Origin of the sequence: Streptomyces aurantiogriseus (assembly GCF_014649375.1) — a bacterium.
GTDB lineage: Bacteria > Actinomycetota > Actinomycetes > Streptomycetales > Streptomycetaceae > Streptomyces > Streptomyces aurantiogriseus.
This window is the reverse complement of the sequence record NZ_BMSX01000002.1, coordinates 403061-420468: the sequence shown is the minus strand read 5'-3', so window position 1 is coordinate 420468 and position 17408 is coordinate 403061. Positions and strand designations below refer to the sequence as shown.

Here is a 17408-nt window from a genome sequence, read left to right as displayed (position 1 = left end):
GGTCAGCTCACCCCGGCGCGCTTCAGACGGAGCGTCAGGACCTGGAAGGGCCGCAGGACGACGGAGACCGCCTGGTCCCCGTCGACGGCCGCCGGCTCCAGGGGGCGCTCCAGCAGGTCGGTGACGTGGGCGCCCGCGAGCGGGAAGCCCGTGCGCAGGGTGCCGGTGGCCCGGCCGCCGCGGGACTCGTAGAGCCGTACGACGACGTCGCCGGACTCGTCGTCGGCGAGCTTCACCGCCTCCACGGTGACGCCCTCGCCGTCCATGGAGACGACCGGACCGGGCGCGCCCTGCGCGTCCGCCACGCGCAGCGGCAGGTTGAGGGCGTAGCCCTCGGCGACCGCGTCCTCGATGCGCGCGCCGGGCAGGAGCGCGTAGGTGAAGCGGTGCCTGCCCTGGTCGGCCTCGGGGTCCGGGATGCGCGGGGCGCGGACCAGGCTGAGACGGACCGTGGTGGTCGTGCCGCCGTCCTCGCGGACCGTGCGGGAGACGTCGTGGCCGTACGTCGAGTCGTTGATGACGGCGACGCCGTAGCCGGGTTCACCGATGTGCACCCAGCGGTGGCCGGCGACCTCGAAGCGGGCCGCCTCCCAGCTGGTGTTGGTGTGGGTGGGGCGCTGGATGTGGCCGAACTGGATCTCGGCGGAGGAGTGCGGGGCCCGGATGTCCACCGGGAAGGCCGCCTTGAGGATCTTCTCGGTCTCGTGCCAGTCGATGTCGGTCTCGATGTCGATGCGGGGGCTGCCCGCCCGGACCGTGATCGTCTGGGTGATCGTGGACCCCTTGCCGAAGGAGCGGGTGACGCGGATCGCGCCGACGAGGGGGCCCTCTTCGACGACGGTCAGCGACTCGGCGTCCAGCAGGTCCGTGTAGCGGTTCTTGTAGTGCTTGTCGATGTCCCAGGCGTCCCAGTAGTTCGGGAGGTCGGTGTGCAGACGGAGGAGGTTGCCCTGGTCCGCGAGGACTTCGCGGTTCGCCCGTAGATCGTATACAGAGGACAGTGTTCCGTCGTCCGCCACCTGTACACGCACCAGACCGTTGTCGAGGACACGGCCGGTGACCGTGACCGGCTGCGCAGGCTCGGTGTGGGTGAGGGGCGCGCTGCCGCTCGCGGGCACCTCCACGTACACCGGTGCGCCCTCGGCCGTACGGACGACCTCGGCCCGGTCGAACGGGCTCGTGTTGAACACCCGGGGCCCGCCGGCGCCGAGCGCGGCGGTCGCCTCCGCCGTCAGCTCCTCCAGCTCCGCCGCCACGCGGGCGTATTCGGCCTCCGCCTCGCGGTGCACCCAGGCGATCGACGACCCCGGCAGGATGTCGTGGAACTGGTGCAGCAGCACCGTCTTCCAGAGGCGGTCCAGCTTCTCGTACGGGTACGCGTAGCCCGGCGCGTGCAGCGCCGCCGTCGTCGCCCACAACTCGGCCTCGCGGAGCCTGTGTTCGCTGCGCCGGTTGCCCTGCTTGGTGCGGGCCTGGGAGGTGTAGGTGGCGCGGTGCAGTTCCAGGTAGAGCTCGCCGTTCCAGACCGGGGCGTCCGGGTACTCCTCGCGGGCCTTGGCGAAGAAGTCGTCGGGGTGTTCGACGACGACCTTGGGCGAGCCCTCCAGGTCGGCGAGCCGGCGCGCGCGTTCCATGATCTCGCGGGTGGGGCCGCCACCGCCGTCGCCCCAGCCGAAGGGCGCGAGAGAGCGCGTACCGGCCCCCTTCTCCGCGTAGTTGCGCACCGCGCGGTCCATCTCCTCGCCGCTGAACCGGGCGTTGTAGGTGTCGACCGGCGGGAAGTGGGTGAAGATGCGGGTGCCGTCGATGCCCTCCCACCAGAAGGTGTGGTGGGGGAACTTGTTCGTCTGGTTCCAGGAGATCTTCTGGGTGAGGAACCACTCGTTGCCGGCGAGCTTGGCGAGCTGCGGGTAGGCGGCGGTGTAGCCGAAGGAGTCCGGCAGCCAGACGCCCTTGGTCTCGATGCCGAAGTGCTCGATGAAGAACCGCTTGCCGTGGATGAGCTGGCGGGCGATGGCCTCGCCGCCGGGCAGGTTGCCGTCGGCCTCGACCCACATGCCGCCGACCGGAGCCCACTGGCCCTTCTTCACCGACTCCTGGATGCGCGCCCAGACGTGGGGGTAGTGGTCGCGCACCCACTCGTACTGCTGGGCCTGGGAGCAGGCGAAGATGAAGTCGTCGTACTCGTCGGCGAGCGAGGTGACGTTCGAGAAGGTGCGGGACGTCTTGCGCTTGGTCTCGCGGATGGGCCAGAGCCAGGCGGAGTCGATGTGGGCGTGGCCGACACCGGAGATGGTGTGGGCGCTGGCGTGGGCGGGCCTGGCCAGGACGGGGGCGAGCACCTCGCGGACGGCCGGGGCGCTGCCGGAGATGTCGTCCAGGTCGAGGGCGTCCATCGCCCGGTCCAGGGCGTGCAGGATCTCGTGGCGGCGCGGTTCGTGCTCGCCGAGGTGGACCATGAGTTCGCGCAGCACCTGGAGGTCCAGGTCGAGGTGCCAGACCTCCTCGTCGAGGACCGCCAGGTCGGCGCGGCGGAATGTATACAGTGGACGGTCGCCTGCCGTCAGTACATCGCCGAGCGGCGTCGGCGCAGCGAAGTCATTGGCCAGGATGTCGGGGTTGGAAGCCGCCTCGACCAGGTAGTCGATCTGCTCCCCGCCCGTCGCCGGGTTGGCGATCGGCACGTACTGGTTGAGCGGGTTGACCGCTTTCAGGGGCCGACCGTCGGGCAGGTGCACCAGCGCCTCGGCCTGGTTGCCCGGCCAGTCGCCCACGAACCCGAGGTCGATGACCGCCTCGACCCGCTTTCCGGCCCACTCGGCGGGCACCTGGCCGCGCATCCGGAACCAGGTGGTGCCCCAGGGCGGGCCCCACGGGGTGTCCATGGCGAAGGGCGTGTACCGCGCGGCCGCGGCCTCCTCGAACGTGACCGGCTCCCCCGGTGCCTGCCAGGCCTCGACCTCGAAGGGGACGGTGGCCGCGTAGATCGCGGGCTTGATGCGCTGGTTGTGGGCGCGGTCGACGCGCTCCTCGATCCGGCGGCGTTCGTCGTGCATGAGGGTCTCCAGGAAGCGAACGGAGGGGAAAGCGCTTTCCGCAGGCGCTTACTTAAGGTACGCGAGCCCAGGGTGTACCTCGGTGTAGCCCTCGACCAGCCTGCGGGCCACATTGACCGAGTCGACCAGCGGGTGCAGCGCGAAGGCCTTCACCGCCGTGACACGGGAGCCGGACTCGGCGGCGGCGAGCACCTCCCGCTCGACCGCCTTCACCGCGCAGACCAGGCCGGTGGCGTGGTCGGGCAGCGGGGCCACGGTGATCGGGTGCGCGCCGTTGGCGTCGACCAGACAGGGCACCTCGATGACGGCCTCGGAGTCGAGCACCGAGAGCGTGCTCCTATTGCGGACGTTGAGGATCAGGGTGGTGCGTTCGTCGCGGGCGATGGCCCGCATCAGGGCGAGGGCCACCTTCTCGTAGCCGCCGGACAGATCGTCGGCCTCGCGTTCGCCGGCGCCGGCAGTCTCCCGGTTCTCGGCCATGTAGGTGGCCTCGCGCTCGGCGCGGGTGCGGTCCCAGGCGGCCAGGGCCGGCGCGTCCGGGTCGCGCATCTCCTCGTAGAAGTGGGCCTGCTGGTCGCGCAGGAAGGCGCCGCGGGTCTTCTCGGCCTGCTGGTAGGCGCGGACGGCCTCGCGGTTGAAGTAGTAGTAGTGCAGGTATTCGTTGGGGATCGCGCCGAGCGACTGGAGCCAGTCGACGCCGAAGAGCTTGCCCTCCTCGAAGGAGCCGAGCAGATCGGGGTCGGCGAGCAGGCGCGGGAGCTCGTCGCGGCCGGCGACGCGCAGGCCGCGCACCCAGCCGAGGTGGTTGAGGCCGACGTAGTCGATGAAGGCCTCGCGCGGGTCGGCGCCGAGCACGCGGGCGATCCGGCGGCCGAGGCCGACCGGGGAGTCGCAGATGCCGATGACGCGGTTGCCGAGGTGGCGGGACATGGCCTCGGTGACGAGGCCGGCCGGGTTGGTGAAGTTGATGACCCAGGCGTCGGGGGCGAGGCGCGCGACGCGTCGGGCGATGTCGACGGCGACGGGGACCGTGCGCAGACCGTAGGCGATGCCGCCGGCGCCTACCGTCTCCTGGCCGAGGACGCCCTCGGCGAGGGCCACCCGCTCGTCGTCGGCGCGGCCCTCCAGGCCGCCGACGCGGATCGCGGAGAAGACGAAGTCGGTGCCGCGCAGGGCCTCGTCGAGGTCGGTCGTGGTGGTCACCCGGGGCGCGTCGGGGACGCCGGCGGCCTGTTCAGCCAGAACACGGGCGACTGCATACAGTCGACCGGCGTCCAGGTCGTGCAGAACGACCTCCGTCACCCGTCCCTCGGCGCGGTCCGTCAGCAGCGCCCCGTACACGAGCGGCACCCGGAACCCGCCGCCGCCCAGAATTGTCAGTTTCACTCTTGCACCTTTCCTGCCAGGACCACCTCGACGCCCGCCTCCTCCAGGGAGGAGCGGGTCGCCGCGTCCACCGGCGCGTTGGTCACCACCACGTCCAGGTCCTCGGGACCACAGACCCTCGCCATGCCCGTACCCGGGAACTTCGCCGCGTCCGCCAGCAGGACGACCTTGTCGCTCGCCTTGATCATGGCGCGCTTGACCGGCACCTCGACGACCGTCGTGTCCATCACCTGCCCGCCCGGCCGCACCCCGCTGGTGCCGAGGAAGAGCCAGTCGGCGTGCAGCTGGCGCAGGTTGTCCTCGGTGAGGAAGCCGACCAGGGAGCGGTACTCGCGGCGGACCATGCCGCCGAGCAGCACCAGCTCGATGCCCTCGTCGTCGGCGAGCTCCTCGTAGACCACCAGATTGCTGGTGATCACGGTGAGACGGCGGCCGTGCAGCTGACGGGCGAGCCGGTAGGCGGTGGTGCCGATGTCGAGCAGCACCGACTGACCGTCCCTGATCATCTCCGCCGCGAACACCGCTATGGCGTCCTTCTCGGGCACGCGCACCTCGGCGACCTCGGCGAAGGGCTGGTCGCCCTCGTCGACGACGGCACCGCCGTGCACGCGCGTCAGCAGGCCGTCCTCCTCGAGTTTCACCAGGTCACGCCTGATGGTGGCGGGGCTCACGCCCAGCTGCTCGGAGAGGTCGGTCACAGCTGCGGGGCCGCCGGAGCGCAGGGCCCGCAGGATGAGTTGGTGTCGTCGTTCTGCCAGCACGGCATGAACAGTACTCGTCATCTTCAATCAAATCCATGCTCACTTCTGCTCGGGTATTGACCAATCTCGCGGAGGGGCGCACGATTCCGGTCACCGAAATGAAGAGTTTTGACGAGCTCCCTGACGAGAGGACGGCCCCCGTGGACGACGACCGGCCCGACGTGCTGCTCACCGGGCTGCTCTTCTACGACCTCGTCCTCACGGGCCTGGGCCGGCCGCCCACGCCGGGCGAGGAGATCTGGACGGCCGGCATGGGCTGCGGCCCGGGCGGCATCGCCAACCTGGCGGTGGCCGCCTCCCGCTTCGGGCTACGGACCTCGCTGGCCACGGTCTTCGGCGACGACTTCTACGGCGAGTACTGCCGGGACGTCCTCGACGACCAGGAGGGCATCGACCTCGGCCCCTCCCGCACCGCGGACGGCTGGCCCACCCCGGTCACCGTCTCCCTCGCGCACGGCGACGACCGGGCCCTCGTCACCCACGGCCAGGAACCGCCGTACTCGCAGGACGCGCTGATGGGCGACCCGCCCGAGGCGCGCACGGCGCTCGTGCACATCGAGGCCGAACCGCGCGCGTGGATCGGCAAGGCGGCCGCGAACGGCACGCAGATCTACGCCGACGTCGGCTGGGACCCCACCCAGCAGTGGTCCCGCGACCTCCTCGACCAGCTCGCCCTGTGCCACGCCTTCCTCCCCAACGAGGCCGAGGCCATGGCCTACACCCGCACCGACAGCGCGGTGGCGGCCCTCGGCACGCTCTCCGAGCTGGTGCCGGTGGCGGTCGTCACGCGGGGCGGGGACGGCGCGGTGGCCGTCGACCAGATCACCGGCGAGTACGCGGAGGTCCCGGCCCTGGACGTCGATGTCCTCGACGCGACGGGCGCCGGGGACGTCTTCGGCGCGAGCTTCGTCGCGGCCTCGCTCGGCGGCTGGCCACTGGAGCAGCGGCTGCGGTTCGCGGTGCTCGCGGCCGGGCTGTCCGTCCAGCACCACGGTGGGGCGCTCGCAGCCCCGGGCTGGTACGGCGTCGACCGCTGGTGGGGCTCGCTGACGGACCCCGATCTGCGACGCGCCTACGGTTTCCTGGCCGACCGCCTCCCGACGGACGTGGGCCCGCCCGTGCGCCATGCCCCCGTCACCCCGCCGGCCCCTCACACGCCCGTCGGCCCGCGCGGCTCAACACGGCGGCACTGACTCTCAGACCCCCTCAGCACGTCGAACAGGAACAACAGGAGTGACCCGTGGACCTTTCTCGTAGAGGCTTCCTCCAGGCCGCCGTGTTCACCGCGGCCGCGTCCGGCCTGACCGTCGCCTGCGGCGGCGGCTCGGAATCGGGCGGCACCAAGAACGGCAAAGACCTCACCATGTGGTACTGGGGTGGCGCGCTCAGCGACAAGGTGGTCGCGGAGGCCAAGACGCACTTCAGCAGCCAGGTCAAGCTGACCGCCGCCTCCATCGGCGGCGACTTCAAGCAGAAGCTCACCACCACCCTCGCCGCGGGCGGCTCCTCCGTGCCCGACATCACCGGCATCAAGGGTGAGGACATAGCCTCCTTCCTGCCCAACGCCGACCGCTTCCTCGACCTGAACGACCTGGGCTTCAAGAAGGTCTCCTCCCAGTACCTGGAGTGGAAGACCAAGCTCGCCCAGACCAAGGACGGCAAGCAGATCGGGTTCCCGATCGACATCGGTCCCACCGCGCTCTTCTACCGCGCGGACCTGTTCGACAAGGCCGGGCTGCCCACCGACCCCGACAAGGTCGCCGCCGAGGCCAAGACCTGGGACGACTACTTCGCCCTCGGCTCCGAGCTGAAGAAGGCGGTGCCCGGCACCTTCCTGATCAACAACATCAGCTCCGTGTTCAACATCGCGGTCGGCCAGGGCACCAAGCGGTTCATCGACGAGGACAACCACTTCATCGGCGACCAGGAGCACATCCGTACCGCGTGGGAAACGGCGATCCGCCCCTACACGCTCGGCATCGACGCCAAGATCAACGACAACACCTGGAACGCCGCCATCGGCAAGAACCTCACCACCGAACTCGGCGCCGCCTGGCACGCGTTGGACATCGAGTCGGCGGCCCCCGGCACCAAGGGCAAGTGGCGGGTCTGCGCGACGCCCGGCGGACCGGCCAACCAGGGCGGCTCCTACCTGGCCCTGCCCTCGCAGTGCCGGAACCCCGAAGAGGCGTTCAAGATCATCAGCTGGATCCTCAGCCCGGACAACAACGCCAAGAGCTACACCGACGCCACCATCTTCCCCGCCTCTCCGGCGACGTACTCGATGGAGGCCATGACGGGCCCCGACGCCTTCTTCGGCGGGCAGAAGATCATCGAGGTCTTCGGCCCGGCCGCCGAGGCCATCCCGGTGAGCTACGAGGCGCCCGCCGACTCCGCGGTCATGGCTCCCTTCATGGCCGAGCTGACCAGCATCGAGGCCAAGGGAAAGAAGCCCGACGACGCCTGGAACGACGCGGTCGACCAGGCCAAGCAGATCGCCCGGCGACAGGGGGTGAACTGAGGTGTCGTCACCTCCGGTCACCGGTTCCGCCACGGTGCGCGAGCATCGTGGCGGGCCGGGCCCGGCCCGTTTCCGCCCGCGGCGCACCCCGCCCGCGGGCGCCGTGCGGCCCAGGCGTCGCGGGGTGCTCTCGTACTGGCGGCAGTACCTGGCGATCTCGCCCTTCTACCTGATCTTCGCCGCCTTCTCCTTCGTCCCCGTCTTCTATTCGCTGTATCTGTCCTTCCAGCGCTACGACGGCCTGGGCACCAAGCAGTTCGTGGGCCTGCAGCAGTTCGAGTTTCTCTGGAACGACCCGGTCTTCTGGCTGTCGATCCGCAACACCCTGCTGATCTGGATCCTGTCGACGGTCCCCACGCTGTTCGGCGCCCTGGTGCTGGCGACGCTGCTGCACTCGGTGCGCCGCTTCAAGGGCTTCTACCGCATCGCCCTGTACGTACCGAACGTCACGTCGATCGTCGCCGTGGCGATCTTCTTCGGCGCGGTGTTCAGCAACAACTTCGGTCTGGTCAACGCGATCCTGGGCACGGTCGGCATCGAGCCCGTCCCGTGGCTGAGCAATCCGTGGCTGATCAAAGTGGTGATCGCGGCGCTGATGACCTGGATGTGGACCGGCTACAACATGATCATCTACCTGGCCGGCCTTCAGGCCATCCCGCAGTCGGTCTACGAGGCGGCCAAGATGGACGGCGCCGGCCCCGTCCGCACGTTCTTCCAGATCACCATTCCGATCATGCGGCCGATCATCCTGTTCACCGTCGTCGTCTCGACGATCAACGGTCTGCAGAGCTTCAGCGAACCCCAGGTGCTCTTCGCCAGCAACGCCGCCAACCAGAACCTCGGCGGCCCCGGCCAGGCGGGCCTGACCACGCTGCTGTACTTCTACCAGTCGGCCTTCCTCGACAACGACTACGGCTACGGCGCGGCCATCGTGTGGGCCTTCTTCGTACTGATCATCGTGCTCGTCGTCATCAACTGGCGCATCGTGCAACGAGGGAGGAAGTCATGACGACAGCCGCCACCACATCGCCGGCCACGGGCGCGAGGCGGCGGCTTCGGCGCCCCAAGGGCCTGACCACGCACATCCTGCTCGCCCTGGCCGTCCTGATCTCGGTCTTCCCGTTCCTGTGGACGATCGTGATGGCGACCAACACCACCAAGGACATCTACCAGAGCCCGCCGAAGCTGACCTTCGGCTCCCATCTGCTGGAGAACATCCGGAACGTGCTCGACACCATCGACTTCTTCGGGTCGATGCTCAACACGGTCGTCGTCGCGTGTGTCACCACGGTCCTGGTGCTGTTCATCGACTCCCTGGCGGCCTTCGCCTTCGCCAAGTTCGACTTCCCCGGGCGCAAGGTGCTCTTCGGCACGCTGCTGGTGTTCATGATGCTGCCGCTCCAGCTGGCCGTCCTGCCGCAGTTCATCCTGATGTCCGAGATCGGCTGGGTCGGCATGCTCAAGGCGCTGGTCTGGCCCGCCCTCTCCAACGCATTCGGCATCTTCTGGCTGCGCCAGTACATCGAGAACGGTGTGCCCGACGAACTGCTCGACGCGGCGCGCATCGACGGCGCCGGGTTCTTCCGTCAGTACTGGAACGTCGCCCTGCCGATGATCAAGCCCGCGCTGTCCTTCCTCGCCATCTACGCCTTCGTCAACGCCTGGAACGACTACGTCTGGCCGCTGATCGTGCTCACCAACCCCGACCACGTCACGCTTCAGGTGGAGCTCGCCCAGCTCAACGTCGGCCACAACACCGACTACAGCATGGTCATGGCCGGTGTGCTGATGGCCTCCCTCCCCCTGGTCATCGTCTTCAGCATCTTCGCGCGCGGGTTCATCGCGGGCGCCACCGAAGGCGCGGTACAGGGCAGCTGAACCGGTGTCGAGACAGAGGTGCACTGTGGTGGATGTCGCCGGCGGTGGACGACCGGGGCGCGGCAAGGTGCTCGTGGTGGGCATGGACGGGCTGCGCTTCGACAGGCTCACCCTCCCCCAGCCTCCGGCCGGGGGGACCCCCATCTCGCTTCGCTCGCCGTCCAACGCACCCGTGCTGCACGGCCTGATGGCCCAGGGCGCCCACGGCACCAGCCTGCTGCCCTACGGCGAGGCGGACGGCCAGGCCGAGAACGGGCCGTCGACCAGCATGGCCTACACCGACTCCGGCCCCGGCTGGTCGAGCGTGCTGACCGGGGTGTGGCCCGACCGTCACGGGGTGACCGGCAACGACTTCGTCGGCGCCGACTTCGCCCGCTACCCCGACTTCCTGACCCGCGCCGTCACCGCCCGGCCCGGTCTGCGCACCGCGGCCGTGGTGTCCTGGCCGGAACTGGTCCGCCGAGGCGTCCTCGGCGCCGCCATCGGCCGGCGGGTGCACTACGACGGCGAATCCGACGGCTACGACACCGCGGACCGCCTCGTCGCCCGCACCGCCGCACGCTGGCTCACCGAGGACGACCCGGACGTCGTGTTCGTGTACTTCGGCGCCACCGACGAGGCCGGCCACGCCACGGGACCCCTCTCCCCCGCCTACGACCACGCCCTCCTCGCCCAGGACACCCACCTCGGGCGGCTGCTGGAGGCGATCAATGCCCGGCGCTCGGCCCCGGGGCGCGCCGACGAGCACTGGACCGTGCTGGTCACCACGGACCACGGTCACCTCGACACCGGCGGCCACGGCGGCGACACGCGTGCCGAACAGGAGGTCTTCGTCATCCTCGCCGAGCCCGGCGTGCCCGACGGCACCCGGCTCGACGCGCCCCGCCTCATCGACATCGCCCCCACCGTCCTGGACCGTCTCGGCATCCCCGTCGACCCCGTCTGGGGCCTGCAGGGCCGCGCCCTGCCCCGGCCCACTCCACCGGGGGAAACCCTCGGGGCCTCCTCCGGGCCCGGGCGATCGGGGCAGAGCTCACCGCCACCCACCTCACCACCGACTTCGGAATGGTCATGACCGACGCACTGATGAACGATCCGTCGACCCACGGGCCTCACCCGGCCGATCCCCTGATCGCCCTGCGCCCCTGGGAGGCACCCGAGGTGACCTCCTGGGGGCGCCTGCCGATGAACGCCGTCGACCGGCGCGACGGAGCTCTCGTGCTGGACGGCGACTGGCGTTTCCAGCTGCTGCCGACGCCGGAGGCGCCGGTGTCGGACAGGTGGTCCTCGGCATACGTTCCTGGTGTCTGGACCATGCAGGACACGGACGACCTTCCGCAGTACACGAACATCCGTATGCCGTATACAGAATTCCCCCCACAGTCGCCCGCCGCCAAAAACCCGACGGGTGTATACGAGCGACAGGTGGACGTCCCCGCCGAGTGGGCCGGGCGCCGCATCGTGCTCCAGGTCGGGGCCGCCGAGAGCGTGCTGCTGGTGCACGTGGACGGGCGGCCCGTCGGCATCTCCAAGGACTCCCATCTGGCGGCCGGGTTCGACCTGTCCGGCGTCGTACGCCCCGGGGAGCGGGCCACCGTACGGCTGACCGTGGTGAAGTGGTCGGACGCCTCGCACATCGAGGACCAGGACCAGTGGTGGCACGGCGGCATCACACGGTCGGTGCTGCTGTACGCCACCGACCCGCTGTATCTCGCGGACGTGACCGTCCGGGCCCGCCACGACGGTGACCTGCGCGTCGACTGCCTGGTGCGGGACGCCTCCGGCGCCCTCCCCGAGGGCTGGTACGTCACCGGTGAGCTCGACGGCCATCTGCTCGCTCAGGACATCGGGTTCGACCGTGCCAACGAGGAGGACGGGCGGGTCTCCGACTTCCTCGGCGAGGTGCGGCTGCACACCCTCGTCCCCCAGGTGCGCCTGTGGACCGCCGAGACGCCCGAGCTGTACGGGCTGACCGTCCGCCTGCACCGCGCCGACGGCACGATCGCCGACACCTCCCGCCACCGTGTCGGCTTCCGCGACGTGGAGATCGTCGGCCGGGACCTGCTGATCAACGGCGAGCGCGTCTTCATCCGGGGCGTCAACCGGCACGACTTCCACCCGCTGACCGGGCGCACGGTGTCGTACGACGACATGCGCGCGGACCTGGTCCTGCTGAAGCGTTTCGGCTTCAACGCGATCCGCACCGCGCACTACCCGAACGACCCGTCCCTGTACGACCTCGCCGACGAGCTCGGCTTCTACGTCGTCGACGAGGCGGACATCGAGTCGCACGACCACGCCCATGAGATCGCCGACGACCCGCGCTATCTGAACGCCTTCGTGGACCGGGTCTCGCGCATGGTGCTGCGCGACAAGAACCACCCGTCGGTCATCATCTGGTCGCTGGGCAACGAGTCGGACTACGGCGCGAACCACGACGCGGCGGCGGGCTGGGTGCGCCGGCACGATCCGACCCGGCCCCTCCAGTACGAGGGCGCCGCCAAGCGCGGCTGGGCGGACCCGGGCCTGGCCTCGGACATCGCCTGCCCGATGTACGCGCCGTTGGAGGAGTGCGTGGCGCACGCGCTGTCCGGGGTGCAGACCAAGCCGCTCATCCAGTGCGAGTACTCGCACGCCATGGGCAACAGCAACGGCACGCTCGCCGACCACTGGGCGGCCATCGAGGCCACCCCGGGACTTCAGGGCGGCTTCATCTGGGAGTTCTGGGACCACGGCATCCTCCAGCGTGTGACGGACGGAAGACCGGCCGGGCGTGGGGGCGCCGGCCTCTACGACAACGGCGTCGCCGCGCCCGGCCACCGCTGGGCGTACGGCGGCGACTTCGGGGAGCCGTACCACGACGGCGCCTTCATCGCGGACGGGATCGTCTTCCCGGACCGCACCCCCAAGCCGGTGCTGTACGAGCACCGGGAGCTCGCGGCCCCGGTGCGTCTGAAGTGCTTCCGGCACGAGGGGCTGGTCCTCTCCAACCACCAGCACTTCCGTGGCCTGGAATGGCTCGCGGCCGAGTGGGAGCTGTCCCTCGCGGACGGCGGCACGCTCACCGCGCCGGCCGAGCTGCCGGATCTGCGGCCGGGTGAGACGGCGGTGGTTCCGCTGCCCTTCGAGCTGCCGCGGGACGGCGGCGAGGCGTGGCTGACGCTGCGGGTGCGGACGGCTCAGGACCTGCCGTGGGCGCCGCGTGGTACGGAGGTGTGCGCGCCGCAGCTGCGGTTGCGGGCGGCCGAGCCCGTGGAGGAGTCGGCGGTGGCCGCGCAGGTCGAGGTCGACGACGACGGGCTGCTCGTCCATCCCCTGCTCACCGTCGCCCCGACGCTGTCGCTGTGGCGGGCGCCCACCGACAACGACGAGTTGGGCGGGATGGCGGCGCGCTGGCGGGCCTGGGGGCTGGACACGCTCGTACGCAAGCCGGTCTCGGTGCGCCGGGACGGCATGTCGGTGACCGTCGACGCGGAGTACGCCGGCACGACCGGTGTGGTCCGGCACCGGCAGGTGTTCACGCCGGTCGAGGGCGGGCTCCGGGTCGACGAGGAGGCCGAGCTGCCGGACGAGTGGGACGACGTGGCGCGGGTCGGCTCGGTCTTCGAGACGGTCGCGGGGCTCGACCTGCTGGAGTGGTTCGGGCAGGGCCCCTGGGAGTCGTACCCCGACCGCAGCGCGGGCGCCCCGGTGGGGCACCACTCCGTTCCGGTCGACGCGCTGTTCACGCCCTATCTGCGTCCGCAGGAGAGCGGGGGGCGGCACGGGGTGCGGCGGTTCACGCTGTCCGCGCCGGACGCCACGGGTCTCGCCGTCACGCTGGACGAGCCGCGCCAGGTCTCCGTCACGCGCTACCGCGCCGAGGACCTGACCGCCGCCGCCCACCACGACGAACTGGTGCCGCGCCCCGGCTGCGTGGTGCACCTCGACGCGGCCCACCGCGGCCTCGGCACCGCCTCCTGCGGCCCCGACACCTTCCCCTCCTACCTCGTCCCCCCGGGCGTCCACCGCTGGAGCTGGACCCTGCGCGCGCTCTGAACCCCCTCGTTCATCACGGACTTCGTCGGCCTTCTTCCGTCTTCTTCGCACCTCACCGGACCGCCTCGGACCTCTTCCCCGAACCTCCTGGGACCTTTCCTCGAACTTCTACGGACCTCTTCGGACCTCTTCGGACTCCTTCGGACTCCTTCGGACCTCTTCGGACCTCATCGGACCTCTTCTACGGAGCACACGTGTGTACTTCGCATGCCCATGAACAAGGCGAGGCCGCGCAGGCCGGCGCCGGGCGACGCGGTTTCCTGAGAGCCACCGCGCTGCTCGGCGCCGCCGCCACCGCGTCGGTCGCGCTGCCGGCCACCGCCGAGGCCACGTCGGGGAGCAACTGGCGGCCCGACCCGGACAGCCGCCGCTTCACGCTCGCGGTGATGCCGGACACGCAGTACCTCTTCGACGGACCGAGCATCGACAAGGCCCCCGTCGAGGCCTCCCTGCGGTACCTCCTGGAGCACGGCAGGGACGAGAACATCGTGTTCCTGTCGCACCTCGGCGACCTCACCCAGAACGGAACGAAGGCCGAGGTCACCGCGATCAGCGAGGCGTTCGGGCTGCTCGACCGACGCGGGGTCGGCTACAGCGTCCTGGCCGGCAACCACGACGTGAAGTCCTCGACGACCGACCAGCGCGGCGCGAGCCCGTACCTGGACGCCTTCGGCCCGGAGCGCTTCCGGGGCAGGAAGACCTTCGGCGGCGCCTCTCCGGACGGCTACAACACCTTCCACCTGTTCCGGGCCGGCGGCCGGGAGTGGATGGTGCTGGCGCTGGACTGGCGGCTGTCGGCGCAGGGATACGCATGGGCCGCCGACGTCCTGGCGCGGCACCCGAAGACGCCCGTCATCCTCACCACCCACGAACTGGTCGTCGAAGACGACGCGTTGTCGGCGTACGGGCAGCAGCTCTGGGAGCGGCTGATCGAGGACCACGACCAGATCTTCCTCACCCTCAACGGCCACTACTGGCCCGCCGGACGGGCGACGCGCAAGAACGCGGCGGGACATGACGTCCACCTGCACCTGACGAACTATCAGAACCGTTACTTCGGCGGCGCGGCGATGATCCGCCTCTACCGCTTCGACCTCGACCGGAACGTCATCGACGTGGAGACGGTCTCCCCGTGGATCCTGGGCCGGGCCGCGAAGGGGCTCAACGAGCTGGAGCGGCAGGAGATCAAACTGAGCGGGGACGCCGACCGGTTCACCGTCGACCTCGACTTCGCCGAGCGGTTCTCCGGCTTCGACCCGGTGCCGGCGCGTGCCGCGCGGCCCGCGTCGGCGATGCTGGTCCCGGGGACGGCCGCGTACTGGCGCTTCGAGTCGCCCGCGAGCGGCGGCACCGTCCGTGACCTGTCCGGGCGGGGCAACGACCTCACCGTCGTCTCCGTCGGCGGCGGCTCGCTCGGCTGGTCCTTTGACCACCACCCCGACCAGCCCGGCCACGGCAGCCTGGAGTTCCAGGGCTACAAGTCCCCGCTGAGGGGCGCGTACCTGCGCACCGTGGACGGCGCTCCGCTCAACTCGGCCACCTTCGCGCGCGGTTACACCATCGAGGCCTTCTACCGCCTGCCCGCCGACTGGGACCCCGCGCACCACGCCTGGTCGGGCCTGGTCAGCCGTACCGGCACGGGCGGCGCCGCCGGGAAGACCGCCGACGACCCCGACGAGCCGCTCGCCACCCTGTCCCTGTCGAACGACCGGGAGCCGCAGTGGGCCATGCGGCCGCTGAACCAGGAGGGCATCGCCACCAACTGGGGTCAGGAGACCCCGCTGGAGACCTGGTGGCACCTCGCGGTCGTCAACGACGGCCGGCACACCACGCTGTACGTCGAGGGCTGCCCGGTGGTCCGCAACCCGAAGGCGACGGCGGTCGGCATCACGTCCGTCGGGCTGCCCTGGCTGCTCGGCGGATACGAGTACGGCGGGACGATCGACCAGATCCTGCACGGCCGGCTCGGTGACGTCCGGATCGTCGAACGGGCGCTGCCCGTCACCTCCTTCATGAACCACTGAGTCCATGAACCGCTGAGTCCATGAACCGCTGAGTCCGCCCGAGCCCCGCGAAAGAGAGTCATGTCCGAGCAGCAGCTGCCCGTCTGGGCCGACCCCTCCGTCTCCCCCGCCACCCTGGACCCACAGGGGGCTTCCCGGCGCCAGCTCCTTCGTGCGGCGGGCCTGTTCGGTGCCGCGTTCGCGCTCGGGTCGGCGGCCACGCCGGCCGTCGCCGCCGGACGGGGCCATGGCGGGTTCGGCGGTGAGGACCCGCGCCTCGCCTACCTCGTCGGCGACCACCACATCCACACCGTGTACAGCCACGACGCCAAGTACACGTTCTCCCAACTGGCCGCGGCGGGCGCGCGGTACGGCCTCGACTGGATGGTGTTCACCGAGCACTCCAACTTCGGGCACGCCCAGTACGGCGCGCCGCTGGAGCACGACGAGATCCTCAGGGCCCGCGCCGAGAACCCGCGCCAGCTGATCTTCCAGGGCCTGGAGTGGTACATCCCGGCCGCCGAGCACTGCACGGTCTTCGCGGCGCCCGGCCCGCACGAGGTCGATCTGCTCACCCGGTTCGAGAGCGCTTACGACGGCAAGCTCCTCGGCTACACCGAGGGCGCCGCCGGCGCCGCGGACACCGTCCGCAACGAGGCCCACGCGGTCAAGGCCATCCAGTGGCTGGCCGAACAGCGCCGCACCGGCTACGTCGACGACGTCCTCGTCCTCGCCAACCATCCGATGCGGCTGGGCATCGACTCCCCGCACGAGATGCGCAACTGGCGGGACGCGGCCCCCGAGATCATGATCGGCATGGAGGGCGCGCCGGGCGCCCAGGGCGCGGCCATCCCGGGCTGGCGCGGGACGACGTCGATCCGCGGCGAGTACGAGAACAAGCCGTCGGCGCAGTCGTGGGCCGGTTACCCGGCGGACGCCTACCTCACGTACGGCGGCTTCGACTGGGCGACGGCGACCGTGGGCGGCCTGTGGGACGCGCTGCTCGCCGAGGGCAGGCTCTTCTCGATCACCACCAACTCCGACGCGCACCGCGTCGTCTTCGACACGTGGAAGAACGGCGACTGGGCGCCGGGCCGGAACTTCGACAACACCGGACGGCTGCCCGACCCGGTGAACACCGACACCCCGCAGCCGGGCAGCGACTTCTGGCCCGGCCAGTTCAGCCGCACCCACGTCGGCGTCACCCGCTACGGGTACCGCTCGGTGATGGCGGGCCTGCGCGCGGGCCGTGTCTGGGTGGACCACGGGCATCTGCTCGACGGGCTGGAGGTCCGGCTGAAGCGCGACCGCGACCACGGGCGGGGGGTCACCCTCGGCGGCCGGCTGCGGGTCCGCAGGGGCGAGAAGCTCACCCTGAACGTCACCGTCACCAGCGCCTCCCGCCCCAACCCGGAGGGAATCCTCCCGGAGTTGGCGCACGTGGACGTCGTCCGGGGCGCGGTGCGCGGCCCGGCCGCCGACCGGGACGGCTGGCGGGCGCCCGACACCAGGGTCGCCTGGACGAAGGACGTGAGCGGCCGTACGGGGACGTACACCCTGCGCGTCCCGCTGACCGCCGGCGACGAGTCCTTCTATGTGCGCCTGCGCGGCAGCGACGGGAACCGCCACGGAACCGGTTACCTCGGCGCCGCGGTCGACCCGCACGGACCGATCCCGCACGCGCCCGGCGACGGCGACCCGTGGGCCGACACCTGGTTCTACTCCAACCCGGTCTTCGTGGACGTGGTGGGCGCCTGACCGGCTT

The 17408-nt window shown here is 70.7% G+C and carries 11 protein-coding genes; 8 read left to right on the top strand and 3 right to left on the bottom strand.

What is annotated here, in order from left to right:
• Nucleotides 1-2: 2 nt before the first annotated feature.
• Genes IE263_RS05310 through IE263_RS05300 form a run of 3 tightly spaced genes read right to left on the bottom strand, consistent with a single transcriptional unit; the run spans nucleotide 3 to nucleotide 5203 of the window.
• Nucleotides 3-3056: an alpha-mannosidase gene (locus tag IE263_RS05310; RefSeq protein ID WP_189932686.1), complete on the bottom strand. Its 3054-nt coding sequence runs from the start codon at nucleotides 3054-3056 to the stop codon at nucleotides 3-5.
• 48 nt (nucleotides 3057-3104) lie between these two features.
• Entirely contained in the window at nucleotides 3105-4442 is a 1338-nt protein-coding gene (locus IE263_RS05305; protein ID WP_189932684.1) for a 6-phospho-beta-glucosidase, read from the bottom strand.
• Nucleotides 4439-5203: a DeoR/GlpR family DNA-binding transcription regulator gene (locus tag IE263_RS05300; protein WP_189932682.1), complete on the bottom strand. Its 765-nt coding sequence runs from the start codon at nucleotides 5201-5203 to the stop codon at nucleotides 4439-4441. The genes IE263_RS05305 and IE263_RS05300 overlap by 4 nt, the downstream gene beginning before the upstream one ends.
• 140 nt (nucleotides 5204-5343) lie before the next feature.
• Here IE263_RS05300 and IE263_RS05295 point away from each other — a divergent pair, with 140 nt between their 5' ends.
• From IE263_RS05295 to IE263_RS05260, 8 genes are all read left to right on the top strand, one after another.
• Entirely contained in the window at nucleotides 5344-6396 is a 1053-nt protein-coding gene (locus IE263_RS05295; protein WP_189932680.1) for a carbohydrate kinase family protein, read from the top strand.
• Between the two features lie 47 nt (nucleotides 6397-6443).
• Nucleotides 6444-7724 carry an ABC transporter substrate-binding protein gene (locus IE263_RS05290; protein ID WP_189932678.1) on the top strand — a complete coding sequence of 427 codons (1281 nt, stop codon included), beginning with the start codon at nucleotides 6444-6446 and terminating at the stop codon, nucleotides 7722-7724.
• Nucleotides 7725-7848: 124 nt separating this feature from the next.
• Nucleotides 7849-8733, top strand: a complete 885-nt coding sequence (locus IE263_RS05285) for a carbohydrate ABC transporter permease (RefSeq protein ID WP_189933189.1) — start codon at nucleotides 7849-7851, stop codon at nucleotides 8731-8733.
• Nucleotides 8730-9602: a carbohydrate ABC transporter permease gene (locus IE263_RS05280; RefSeq protein ID WP_189932676.1), complete on the top strand. Its 873-nt coding sequence runs from the start codon at nucleotides 8730-8732 to the stop codon at nucleotides 9600-9602. Before IE263_RS05285 ends, IE263_RS05280 begins: the two co-directional genes overlap by 4 nt.
• An 82-nt stretch (nucleotides 9603-9684) precedes the next feature.
• Nucleotides 9685-10677, top strand: coding sequence for an alkaline phosphatase family protein (locus tag IE263_RS05275; RefSeq protein ID WP_189933187.1), 993 nt, complete (start codon nucleotides 9685-9687; stop codon nucleotides 10675-10677).
• Nucleotides 10674-13640 (top strand): glycoside hydrolase family 2 TIM barrel-domain containing protein, encoded by a 2967-nt coding sequence (locus IE263_RS05270; protein WP_189932674.1) that lies wholly within the window; start codon nucleotides 10674-10676, stop codon nucleotides 13638-13640. The genes IE263_RS05275 and IE263_RS05270 overlap by 4 nt, the downstream gene beginning before the upstream one ends.
• Before the next feature lie 194 nt (nucleotides 13641-13834).
• Nucleotides 13835-15664: a LamG-like jellyroll fold domain-containing protein gene (locus IE263_RS05265; RefSeq protein ID WP_189932672.1), complete on the top strand. Its 1830-nt coding sequence runs from the start codon at nucleotides 13835-13837 to the stop codon at nucleotides 15662-15664.
• Nucleotides 15665-15724: 60 nt separating this feature from the next.
• Nucleotides 15725-17401 (top strand): PHP domain-containing protein, encoded by a 1677-nt coding sequence (locus tag IE263_RS05260; protein ID WP_189932670.1) that lies wholly within the window; start codon nucleotides 15725-15727, stop codon nucleotides 17399-17401.
• Nucleotides 17402-17408: the final 7 nt, after the last annotated feature.